Here is an 11684-nt window from a genome sequence, read left to right on the forward strand (position 1 = left end):
ACGCTGGCCCTTTTTTGATCGCGGTCTATAAACATCAAATTCAACGTCCAGAAAAGAGGCCGAATGATGATCCGATGGACAAAACTGCTGTTGATGGCCGCCTGCGTCTGGAGCCTTTACTGGGCCATCGCGGGCTGGGGCCTGCGTCAGGGGCTTGATGGTTGGTTTGCCGAGCAACAGCGACAGGGCTGGCAGGCCGATTACGGGTCGCTGCGCACCTCGGGCTTTCCGCTGTATCATCATCACCGGATCACCACCCCTACCCTCGCCGACCCCGGCACCGGCACCGCATGGCGTGCCGACTGGCTGGATATCCGCAGCCTGGCACTCTGGCCCGGCACCCTGTCACTGCATCTGCCGCAGACACCACAGCGGCTGTCCTATTTTGATAAGACGGCGATCCTTCAGGCGGACGGGCTGCAGGCAGATGTGCAATTGGCCCCCGGATCCGCACGAGAACTGGAACAGCTACACATCACCGCTGGCCCCTGGACGGTACGGAGTGAGGACAATACCGACCTTGGTGGGCAGGCCTTTGTGCTGGAGATGGCTCAGACCGACGCGCCAAACCGCTACCAGATCCGCGCAGAAGGGACCGGCCTGACGCCACCTCCGCTCTTGCGCCAACATCTGGCCGCAACAGAGGGGCTGCCCGAACGGCTGGAAACGGTCGTTGCCGAGATGACGGTCACCTTCGACACGCACTGGGACCGCAATGCGATTGAACTGCGACGCCCGCAACCCCGCAATATCACGCTCCACCTCGCCGAAGCCCGCTGGGGACCGATGCGGATCAAGGCCACGGGTGAAATCCACCTTGATGAAACCGGCCTGCCGGAGGGCGACCTAGCGCTGCAGGTCGAGAACTGGCAGGACATTCTGCAATTAGCAGAGACCGCAGGCAACCTGCCGCCCCGCGTACGCGCGGGCATTGAACAGGTGCTGCAGGTCTTCGCCGGTCTTGGCGGAAATCACCGGGACCTTGATCTGCCGCTGACGCTCAAATCCGGTTATGTCGCACTCGGGCCGCTGCCCCTTGGCCCGGCGCCCCGTCTGGTCCTGCGTTAACGACAGTAAGGACCGCCGCGATGGCGCGCCACATCCAGATGGAAATGGTCCAGATGGTAGCGATCTGACAGCGGCCCCAGCACGGTACCAAATGGACCACAGGCGCCTTTCCACATCTTGCGCAGCCCCTTGCGCGTGGCACGCGCGGTCCAGCCTTTCAGCACGGTAATCACCTTGCCGCTCTCCAGAACAAAGCCTGAGATATCAATCGCCTTGCCGCGCCCGTGTTCGGAGATCTTGGCCCCCGGGCGGTTGTTGCGGGTGCGGCAGGAATAATGCGCAGCCACCCGCATGGAGACCACTTTGTCACGGCGGCCAAAGGCCTTGATCACATCCCGCTCGACCCATTTCTTGAGCGCGCGTGCCGTGTCACACGTCATCACCGACTGCTGGCTGAGCGTTACCCCCGCGACCGAGCGCACGCGCACGGCATTTTTTGCCCCGCAACCGTTCAGCCGACCGGGCACCGTGCCAACCTTGCTGCCCTGAATGTCGATATCACCGCAGACAGAGGTCTTGCGGCGTTTGCGTTTACCAAACAGGATCTTCTCCGCCAAATCACCGGGGCGCAAATGTGGGCGCAGAGAGGCATCAGGCCCCGCGGGCATCAGCGGCAGGCTCAACGCGGCCAGGGCGATAGCCTGCTCCGACTGCGGGCGCGATTGAGGCCGCAGCTCTGCCGTGGCAGGGAGCACAGCAGCCGCCACTGTCGCGCCTGACACCAGATCGGGGCGCGCATTGGGCCGTAGGGAACGCTCCGGTGCATTGGCTGCCGTGGCCCCCGCGCTGGCAGCGATCAGGGCGGTCAGCCCAGCTGCGATTGAGAGAGCCCGCAGTCCCGCCGCCCAGCCGCGGCTCATGATGTGGTCTCGCGGCCGAAGTTTGGTGCGGCAGTATCCTGCCCCGCCTCGATAATGCCACGGCGGATGGCGCGGGTGCGGGTGAAATACTGGTGCAGATGCTCGCCGTCTCCGGTGCGGATCGCCCGCTGCAGCGCAAACAGCTCCTCCGTGAAGCGACCCAATATTTCCAGCGTCGCATCCTTGTTGGTCAGGAAGACATCGCGCCACATGGTCGGATCGGAAGCCGCAATCCGGGTAAAGTCCCGGAACCCCGCAGCCGAATATTTGATCACCTCACTGTCGGTCACCCGGCGCAGATCGTCGGCGACCCCAACCATCGTATAGGCGATCAGATGCGGCGCGTGGGAGGTGACGGCCAGAACCAGATCATGGTGATCAGCATCCATCTCATCAACATTGGCGCCCATCCCCTCCCAAAGCTGCCGCAGGCGGTCCACCGGCGCACGATCACTGCCCTCCACCGGCACCAGCAGGCACCAGCGATTGTCATAAAGCTCGGCAAACCCGGCCTCTGGCCCGGAATGTTCCGTCCCGGCCAAGGGGTGCGCGGGCACAAAATGAACGCCCGCAGGGATATGCGGCTGCACCGCGTCGATCACATGGCGTTTGACCGACCCCACGTCAGAAACCGTGGCACCGGGTTTCAGCACCGGCGCAATGTCCGCCATCACAGCATCCATCGCCCCCACAGGCACACAGAGCACAACCAGATCAGCGTCCTGCACCGCCTCCGCAGCTGTATCGCAGACACGGTCACACAGGTTGATCCGACGCGCGGTCTCGCGGGTCTCGGCGCTGCGGGCATAGCCGGTGATCTCGCCCGCCAGCCCGCCACGGCGGATGGCATGCGCCATGGAGGAGGCGATCAGGCCAAGACCGATCAACGCGATGCGGGTGTAGATCGGCGCGCTCATGCTGCGTCATCCTTGAACGCTTTCATCGCCTTAACCAGCGCTTTGCAGGCGGTCTCATCCCCGACGGTGATCCGCAACGCTGCTGGCAGCTTATACCCCGAAACCCGGCGTACGATCAGCCCGCGCGACTGCAGGAACGTGTCACAGGCGCCGGCCTCTTCCGGGCTGGCAAACCGCGCCAGAATGAAGTTGGCGCAGGAGGTATCAGAGGGGATGCCCAGTTCCGCCAGAGCCTCCGCCAGCCAGCTCCGCCATTTGGCATTCTCCTGACGGCAATGTTCGGTGTAATCGGTATCGCGCACCGCAGCTTCGGCCCCAGCCAGCGCGGTGGAAGAGAGGTTGAACGGCCCCCGCACCCGGTTCAGCACGTCGATGATCGGCTTTGGCGCATAGCCCCAGCCAACCCGCGCGCCGCCCAGTCCGTAGATCTTGGAGAACGTGCGTGTCATCACAACATTGTCGCGGCTGGCCACCAGCGCGGCACCGGCGTCATACCCCTCGACATATTCCGCATAGGCCCCATCCAGCACCAGCAGCGCGCCCTGGGGCAGACCATCCGCCAGACGCGCCAGATCAGCGGCGCCGATCATGGTGCCTGTGGGATTGTTCGGATTGGCGATGAACACCAGCCGCGTACGCTCCGTGCAGCCGGCCAGCAAGGCGTCAACATCTGTGACACGGTCGCGCTCGGCAACCTCAACTGGTGTCGCCCCGGCGGCAAGCGCGCTGATGCGATACATGGCAAAGCCATGCTCGGTGAACAAAACCTCATCGCCCGGCCCCGCATAAGCCTGACAGAGAAAGGTGATGATCTCGTCACTGCCCGCCCCGCAGATGATCTGCTCCATGGGCAGGCCGTAGACCTCCCCGATGGCCTGCCGCAGGCCACTGTGATCCGAGCTTGGATATCGATGCATCTGGGAAACCGCCGCCTGCATTGCCTCAATGGCTTTCGGACTTGGCCCAAGCGGGTTTTCATTGGAGGAGAGCTTGGTCACATTGCTCATCCCCTTCACATGGGCAGCCCCACCCTCATAGAGAGCGATATCCAGAATGCCAGGCTGCGGCGCGATGTGGGTCATGATAGATGCTCCTTAGATGCCGCTTCGTAATAACCACCTTGACCGCAATGGGAAAGCGGCAAGACGTCCCGCCTTCGGTTGCAGGGGTCCGGTTCCGGGCAGCACCGCAACACTGAGCGATTGAACTCCCGTTTGCCCACTGCCTATGATGGCGCCATGACGCATAAGCTGGACCACATCGACCTTGCCCTACTGCGCGCGTTGCAGCGTGACGCAAGCCTGTCTCAACGCGATCTGGCGGAACAAGTAGGCCTGTCGCAGAACGCCTGCTGGCGACGGCTGAAAACCCTCGGGGAAAGCGGCCTGATGCAGGGCACCACCGCCCGGCTGGACCGCAAACAGCTGGGGCTGGATCTGGTGGTATTTGTCATGCTGCGCACACGGCATCATTCCGCGGACTGGCTGCAGACTTTCCGCCGCCATGTACTGACCATCCCCGAGGTGGTCGATTTCCACCGTATCGGCGGGGATTACGACTATCAGCTCAAGGTGGTGACCGAAGATATGGCGAGCTACGACAAAGTCTACCAGCGCCTGATCGAAGGGGTCGAGCTGGACAGCGTCACCTCATATTTCGCGATGGAAGCCATCGCAGAGGGACGCCCGCTGCCATTGTAGCGGCGGGCACCACCCCCGCGGCATCATGATCGCCGCCCGCAGTTACCTGCCGAAGGCCTTGTTCGGCATCCAGGAGACACGGCTGCCTTCCGGCCCCATCCGCATATGCAGGCAAGAGGTGTTCAACCGCTGGAAATACAGCACCTGCAGCGGATACCAGCCCGCTTTAGGCACTTCCACCTTCTGGGCAAAGGTCTCCTGACAGGTCTGGCGACCATCGAATTTGCCCACAACCTTACCGCCGATCACCGCGCGCATCCCGTCATTGGTCAAAAAATCAATGGTATAGATGCCCGGCGCATCAAACCGCACATAGCCGCGAATATCCGCCGCGACATTCTCAGAGCGTTTTGAGGTCAGCGCCTTCTGCCCAACGCTGGTATCGCGATAGTCCAGCCCTTTGAGCGGTGGACCAACTTCTGCTCCGGCTTCCAGCGCCTTGGCGGCGCTGCGCAGCGTTTTTACATCATCAGGATAGGCATAGCTCACCGACAGGCCGGGCTTCAGCCCGCGGGGCTGCGGATCCGCCGGTGTCAGGCGCAGGGGGGCCGCCCATGTCAATGTTGCCGTCACAGCCGCCATCGCAGCCAACCCCAGAATACGGGTCATCTTCATCGTCTACCTTCCTGTTCCATGGCCTCTGAACGGGCCTCTGGGGGCAGGATAGGTCTGCGAGGGGGCCGCTGACAATCGCTAATGCCAACGGTGCATGCCAGGCGGCGCGGCCGTTGGACAGCCGAAACCGCAGCAATGGCCCTCAAACGAAAAAAAGGGGCCGCCCGATGGCAGCCCCTTCTCTGTCTTGTCCGGTTCGGACAGGACTTAGTTCTTGGCGTAGAATTCGACGACCAGGTTCGGTTCCATGACAACCGGGTACGGCACGTCGGACAGGCCCGGTGCGCGCACGAAGGTGGCGGTCATTTTGGAGTGGTCGGCTTCAACGTAGTCAGGCACATCACGCTCTGCCAGCTGAACAGCTTCCAGCAGCGCGGTCATTTGCTTGGACTTCTCGCGAACTTCGATCACATCGCCTTCCTTCACGCGGTAGGAGGGGATGTTCACGCGCTTGCCGTTGACCAGCACGTGACCGTGGTTCACGAACTGACGAGCCGCAAAAACGGTTGCAACAAACTTGGCACGGTAAACAACCGCATCCAGGCGGCGTTCCAGCAGACCAATGAGGTTCTCACCGGTGTCGCCTTTTACACGCTCAGCTTCGGAGTAGATGCGGCGGAACTGCTTCTCGGTCAGGTCGCCGTAGTAGCCTTTCAGCTTCTGCTTGGCGCGCAGCTGGATACCGAAATCGGACAGCTTGCCCTTGCGGCGCTGACCGTGCTGGCCGGGGCCGTATTCACGACGGTTCACCGGGGACTTCGGACGGCCCCAGATGTTTTCGCCCATACGGCGGTCAATTTTGTACTTGGCAGACGTGCGTTTGGTCACGGCTGATCTCCTTCAGTTTATATCGCAACCAGATGGCTGCATCGAAGGGCGTTGTCCTCTTGCTCCGCGTTGCACTCACTCGCGCGCTTCGGGCATGACAGGCATTCCCTTGCGGGAGCCACCAACACCAATGAAGCCGCGTGTATAGACGAGGGCTGGAGAGAGTCAACCAGCTTTTCGGGCGCCATGTCCTGCGCCGAAAAACAAGGCAATATTCAAGGGCCCGCCGCCTCAGATCCGCGATGGATCAGGCGGCAGCGTGGCGCAGGATGGCCGCCTCCGGCTGGCTCAGATTGCGACGCGCAAAATCGCCATAGCGCATCGGATCCACCTCCAGATCCGGCAGCACCTGCAGCAGGCGCGTCCGGTCTTCGCAGCGCAGCGCGCTCAGCGCGGCCTGGGCTGGATGGAAACTCTCCGTCTCCACCCCATTCGCCCAAAGCACCTGATGATCCGACAGCAACAGATGAATATAAGTGACCTCGCGCAACTGGGTATCAACGGCAATATCCCGCCCGTTGACCAGATCCCGCGCCGCAACCAGCACCTCGGAGGTATTAAACAGGCTCTGCACGTGTGGCCCGCGCAACAACATGCGGTGGCTGGGAGAGACCAGAAGATCCGCATCCGGCCGCTGCATGCCAAGCGCGCCGCCCCTGATCCGCACCGGACGCAACTCAGGCGCCACAAACAGGCGCGCGCCCGTCATCCGCCGCGCACCGATCCACTGGATTTGCTGGGCACCACTGTCGCGGGTCTGGATCCAGTCCCCTTCCTGCAAGTGTTCGACCGGCACCCCGCCTGCGGGCGTCCGCAAGATCGTGCCGGGCGTAAAACAGATCACCCCGGTATGGGACGTCACATTCGCCCGGTCGCAGCCCTCAAGCCGCACATCTACAATCCAGAGATCCGTATCCTGCGGCGGCCGGCAATCCACGAACATCAACAACGGACGTTGCCCCTGCCCCACCTCGATCAGGGTGACAGTGTAATTACGCAACCCGTCCGTGACCACAAAATGGCGGTCACGCAGCACCGTCCCGGCGTCTGCCTCTGCAGCCTGCGACCCGGTTTCTTCAGCCTTGGGATCTATCGCCAGCCCCACCAACCGGCGCACGCTGCGCGCGGCGCTGCGCCGCAAATCGCGCGCTCTATCGCTCGGTTCCAACTGTAGAAGGTTCCCCGGCCCGTCAACACGCAAGGGCGCTCCGCCCCACCGCCAACTGGCCCCAGTCGCGACGGCGGATACCGGCGCGCCCGGCAGACCGTCAACCTCGGTCTGCCCCCACGAAATTACGTAGGTGCCTCGAAAGCCTGTGTGCATATGCTCGACTGCCTGCCTATGGCGTTTTTTTGTTAAGCCAACGTTAACAGAACCGGACCCGATGCAAAAGCATTGAAGTGGTCCCAGTATTTCGGACAGTTTTGCAGCTTCGCTAAGGTGTATCGGTTTTAGGTTTCACGCTGCTCTTTGCTCTTGCGAGCCGGACCAATATGCGTCGTCCGGCGTTTGCCGATCAAGCGCGGAATGGGGTCGCTCGGCATTGTAAAATGCCATCCAATTCTTAACGACACGTCTGGCCTGGAAGCCGTCGCTGATCTCCTCGAGATAGATCGCCTCCTGCTTCAATGACCGCCACAACCGTTCGATGAAGATGTTGTCGAGATAGCGGCCTCGACCGTCCATCGAGATGCGCACACCCGCCTCGGTCAGCGTCGTGCTCCAGGCCGAACCGGTGACCTGACTGCCTTGATCCGTATTCATGATCTCGGGCGGTCCGTGTTTGGCGATGGCCTCGTTCAGGGCATCGACGCAGAAGTCGACGTGCATCGTGTTCGAGAGCCGCCAGCTCAGAACCTTATGCGACGCCCAATCCATGATCGCCACCAGATACAGGAAGCCGGTGCGCACTGGCACAAAGGTGATGTCGGCGCACCAGACCTGGTTCGGCCGGTCGATGCATCTTTCTCAGCAGATACGGATAGACCGGATGCTGGGGATGCGGCTGGCTGGTTCTGGGACGTTTGTAGAGCGCTTCCAGGCCCATCTTGGCCATCAGCCACCTGACGCGGTGCCGCCCGACGACCGTGCCTTCTCTTCGCAGATAGGCCGCGATCTGGCGCGACCCGAAGATCGGGTCTCTGGTGAACACCCGATCGACCTCTTTCATCATCGCCAGAGTGTCAGCATCTATGCCGACAGGCGTGTTATAGAACGCAGACCGGCTGAGCCGGACCAGCTTGCATTGCTGGCTGATGCTCAGTTCAGGGTGTTCCCGTTTGATCATCGCGCGTTTCTTCTCCGGGCTCACCGCTTCAGCCCTTCGGACAAAAAATCGTTCTCGACGGCCAGCCTCCCGATCTTGGCATGGAGTTCCTTGATCTCGGCCTCGGTCGGCCCCTCTGGCTTACCGCCACGGGCAAACACATCAGCCATCCCCTCGACCGCTTGGCGTTTCCACGTGCTGACCTGGTTCGGATGTACCTGGTGCTGCGCCGCGATCTCCTGGATCGTCTTGTCGCCACGCACCGCTTCCAGCGGCACCTTCGCCTTGAACTGGTCTGAGCAGCCCCACTTGAGTGGTCCAAATTAAAAGTTAGTGCATAGTTGGCCTTTGGTCCATCGAGACGATGGTCTCTGGAGCCGGTGGGCGGTAGCCCAGAGCACTGTGGGGTCTTTTGGTATTGTAGTGTTTCCTCCAGCTTTCGATGATAATTTGCGCCTCACGCAGCGAGTAGAAAACTTCCCCGTTCAGCAGCTCGTCGCGCATTCGCCCGTTGAAGCTTTCGCAATAGCCATTCTCCCAAGGTGACCCTGGTTCAATGAACGCAGTTTTGGCCCCGACAGCTTTGATCCAACCCCTGACAGCCTCCGCGATGAACTCTGGGCCGTTGTCAGATCGGATATACGCTGGGACACCACGCAATATGAACAGGTCCGTCAGCGCGTCGATGACCTCGGTCGAGTTCAGCTTTCGCTTCACCCGGATCGCAAGACACTCCCGGCTGTGTTCGTCCAGGATGTTCAATGTCCTGAACGCCCTGCCATCATCTGTCCGGTGATGCACGAAGTCGTATGACCAAACGTGATTGCGATACTCTGGCCGCAGCCGGACACATGATCCGTCGTTGAGCCAGAGCCGTCCCTTCTTGGGTTGCTTCATTGGAACCTTTAGCCCCTCTCGCCGCCATAGACGTTCGACACGTTTATCGTTCACCTGCCAGCCTGCGTCTCTCAGCAGAGCGGCAATCCGACGGTAGCCGTATCGTCCATACTGGCGTGTCAGCTCGATCATGTCCGCAACCAGACGGTCTTCGTCAGCCCGACCAACCGGCTCTCGTCTCTGTGTGGATCGATGCTGGCCCAGGACGCGGCAAACGCGACGCTCGGAAACCTTCATTTGGCTGCGCACAAGATCGATGCAGGCGCGGCGGCGCGAGGGGCTCAGAAGTTTCCCTTTGCGGCCTCGGACAGGATCAATTTGTCCAACGTCAGGTCCGATACCGCCCTACGCAGGCGCTCGTTCTCCTTCTGAAGCCGCTTCAGTTCCTTAAGCTGCTCTGTACCCATGCCACCGTACTTCTTCTTCCAGCGGTAGTATGGTTGTTCAGTCACGCCGATCTGTCTGATTGCATCAATCCGGGGCATGCCTTGCCCCATCAGCACTTCAACCTGCCGCAACTTCACGACAATCTCTTCGGGCTTCGGTCTCTTATTGGCCATCTATGGTCCTCCGCTTTCCTAAACATAGGGGCGGACCACTTCATGGGGGGAGGCTCAGTATCCCTTCAAAGGTTTGGGATACACCTTAATCCGCTGTCCAGTTTGCTCGGACCACTTCAGCTGGACGCGCTGCGGGTTGGTGTTGGTGCAGCATAGGACCTCTCTTGGCTCTGTTTACATCCTTGTGCTTTCAGCGGGCTTGTCCCAAACGCAGGAAGCCGCCCGGAGGCGGCTGTAAGTATGTGTTATGTTTTGGTAATATTGGTTGCGGGAGTAGGATTTGAACCTACGACCTTCAGGTTATGAGCCTGACGAGCTACCGGGCTGCTCCATCCCGCGACAGTATAGTTTTGCCTCATTGCGTTTTGTTGCCTGAGGCTGCCGCTGCTTGATCACGCGTGTTGTGACTGAGCGTTTTTGTCTTCAGATGTTTGTGTCTGAAGGTATATTTTATTGGTATCGTTTGTGTTTATGGATTTTTCTAGGTTTGGCGGTGACCTACTCTCCCACGCCTTAAGACGCAGTACCATCGGCGCAACAGTGCTTAACTTCCGGGTTCGGGATGGGACCGGGTGTTTCACTTGCGCTATGACCACCAAACCGAGGAAAATCCATATTCGCGACGTTTCGGTTTTGAGACGTCGCGGAGATACAATCGACATGAAGTCCAAGTTTTGTGTTTTGCTTTTGGTTCTTGTGTCACTGACTGTTACTGGAACAGATCAAGCCTATCGGGCGATTAGTACCGGTCAACTGAATGCATTGCTGCACTTACATCTCCGGCCTATTGACGAGGTGGTCTACCTCGGCCCTCAGGGATACCTTGTTTTGAGGGGGGCTTCCCGCTTAGATGCCTTCAGCGGTTATCCTGTCCGATCATAGCTACCCTGCACTGCTGCTGGCGCAACAACAGGTCCACCAGTGGATCGTTCACCCCGGTCCTCTCGTACTAGGGGCAACTCCTCTCAAGTATCCTACACCCACGGCAGATAGGGACCGAACTGTCTCACGACGTTCTAAACCCAGCTCACGTACCTCTTTAAACGGCGAACAGCCGTACCCTTGGGACCTGCTCCAGCCCCAGGATGAGATGAGCCGACATCGAGGTGCCAAACACTGCCGTCGATATGGACTCTTGGGCAGTATCAGCCTGTTATCCCCGGCGTACCTTTTATCCGTTGAGCGATGGCCCTCCCACTTGGGACCACCGGATCACTATGGCCGACTTTCGTCTCTGCTCGACTTGTCAGTCTCGCAGTCAGGCTGGCTTCTGCCATTGCACTCAACGAGCGATTTCCGACCGCTCTGAGCCAACCTTCGCGCGCCTCCGTTACGCTTTAGGAGGCGACCGCCCCAGTCAAACTACCCGCCACGCAGGGTCCCGGATCCGGATAACGGACCGCGGTTAGACATCAAGAGTGCGAAGGGTGGTATCTCAAGGGAGGCTCCACCGGAACTAGCGTTCCGGTTTCGATGCCTACCACCTATCCTGCACATCACAATCCTGATGCCAGTGCGAAGCTGTAGTAAAGGTGCACGGGGTCTTTCCGTCTAACCGCGGGAAGCCTGCATCTTGACAGGCAATTCAATTTCGCTGAGTCGATGTTGGAGACAGCGGGGAAGTCGTTACGCCATTCGTGCAGGTCGGAACTTACCCGACAAGGAATTTCGCTACCTTAGGACCGTTATAGTTACGGCCGCCGTTTACCTGGGCTTCAATTCGGAGCTCTCACCCCTCCTTTTAACCTTCAGGCACCGGGCAGGCGTCAGACCCTATACGTCGTCTTGCGACTTCGCAGAGCCCTGTGTTTTTAATAAACAGTCGCCACCCCCTGGTTTGTGCCCCCAGCTCCAAGTTGCCTTGGAACCGGGCCTCCTTCTCGCGAACTTACGGAGGTATTTTGCCGAGTTCCTTCAACATCGTTCTCTCAAGCGCCTTGGTATTCTCTACCAGTCCACCTGTGTCGGTTTA

General features: G+C 60.2%; 9 protein-coding genes, 1 tRNA gene, 2 rRNA genes and 1 pseudogene (1 of these 13 cut by a window edge). 2 read left to right on the plus strand and 11 right to left on the minus strand.

The genetic code is table 11. The features are described from left to right. Positions 1 to 66 precede the first annotated feature (66 nt). Positions 67 to 1068, plus strand: coding sequence for a DUF2125 domain-containing protein (locus D1820_RS07500; RefSeq protein ID WP_254683377.1), 1002 nt, complete (start codon positions 67 to 69; stop codon positions 1066 to 1068). Here D1820_RS07500 and D1820_RS07505 read toward each other — a convergent pair. Genes D1820_RS07505 through hisC form a run of 3 tightly spaced genes read right to left on the minus strand, consistent with a single transcriptional unit; the run spans position 1065 to position 3927 of the window. After that, a complete protein-coding gene (locus D1820_RS07505) occupies positions 1065 to 1928 on the minus strand; it encodes an extensin family protein (RefSeq protein WP_118068401.1) in 864 nt (287 codons plus the stop codon). The two genes, D1820_RS07500 and D1820_RS07505, sit on opposite strands and share 4 nt — an antisense overlap. Next, positions 1925 to 2845 (minus strand): prephenate/arogenate dehydrogenase family protein, encoded by a 921-nt coding sequence (locus D1820_RS07510; protein WP_118068402.1) that lies wholly within the window; start codon positions 2843 to 2845, stop codon positions 1925 to 1927. Before D1820_RS07510 ends, D1820_RS07505 begins: the two co-directional genes overlap by 4 nt. After that, positions 2842 to 3927 (minus strand): histidinol-phosphate transaminase, encoded by a 1086-nt coding sequence (gene hisC / locus D1820_RS07515; protein WP_118068403.1) that lies wholly within the window; start codon positions 3925 to 3927, stop codon positions 2842 to 2844. Before hisC ends, D1820_RS07510 begins: the two co-directional genes overlap by 4 nt. Before the next feature lie 156 nt (positions 3928 to 4083). Between hisC and D1820_RS07520 the strand changes: the two genes are divergently transcribed. After that, positions 4084 to 4545 (plus strand): Lrp/AsnC family transcriptional regulator, encoded by a 462-nt coding sequence (locus D1820_RS07520; RefSeq protein ID WP_014875429.1) that lies wholly within the window; start codon positions 4084 to 4086, stop codon positions 4543 to 4545. A 42-nt stretch (positions 4546 to 4587) separates the two neighbouring features. Here the strand turns inward: D1820_RS07520 and D1820_RS07525 are convergent, their stop codons facing one another. The 8 genes and pseudogenes from D1820_RS07525 to D1820_RS07560 all read right to left on the minus strand — a co-directional run. Then, complete coding sequence (locus D1820_RS07525) at positions 4588 to 5160, minus strand: PA14 domain-containing protein (RefSeq protein WP_118068404.1); 573 nt, start codon at positions 5158 to 5160, stop codon at positions 4588 to 4590. A gap of 207 nt (positions 5161 to 5367) precedes the next feature. Then, positions 5368 to 5988, minus strand: coding sequence for a 30S ribosomal protein S4 (rpsD, locus tag D1820_RS07530; RefSeq protein ID WP_014875431.1), 621 nt, complete (start codon positions 5986 to 5988; stop codon positions 5368 to 5370). Between the two features lie 247 nt (positions 5989 to 6235). Continuing rightward, entirely contained in the window at positions 6236 to 7312 is a 1077-nt protein-coding gene (locus tag D1820_RS07535; protein WP_118068405.1) for a Hint domain-containing protein, read from the minus strand. Between the two features lie 135 nt (positions 7313 to 7447). Continuing rightward, positions 7448 to 8533, minus strand: a pseudogene (locus D1820_RS07540) (IS3 family transposase). Between the two features lie 52 nt (positions 8534 to 8585). Continuing rightward, a protein-coding gene (locus D1820_RS07545; RefSeq protein ID WP_118068317.1) for an IS3 family transposase occupies positions 8586 to 9712 on the minus strand; the annotation gives its coding sequence in 2 pieces (ribosomal slippage) (positions 8586 to 9448 and positions 9448 to 9712; 1128 coding nt in all). 262 nt (positions 9713 to 9974) lie between these two features. Beyond that, positions 9975 to 10051, minus strand: a tRNA-Met gene (locus D1820_RS07550). Positions 10052 to 10197: 146 nt separating this feature from the next. Beyond that, a 5S ribosomal RNA gene (gene rrf, locus D1820_RS07555) occupies positions 10198 to 10312 on the minus strand. Between the two features lie 118 nt (positions 10313 to 10430). Then, positions 10431 to 11684 (minus strand): 23S ribosomal RNA (locus D1820_RS07560); it runs 1574 nt beyond the window's last position.

Origin of the sequence: Phaeobacter sp. LSS9 (genome assembly GCF_003443595.1) — a bacterium.
Taxonomy (GTDB): domain Bacteria; phylum Pseudomonadota; class Alphaproteobacteria; order Rhodobacterales; family Rhodobacteraceae; genus Phaeobacter; species Phaeobacter piscinae.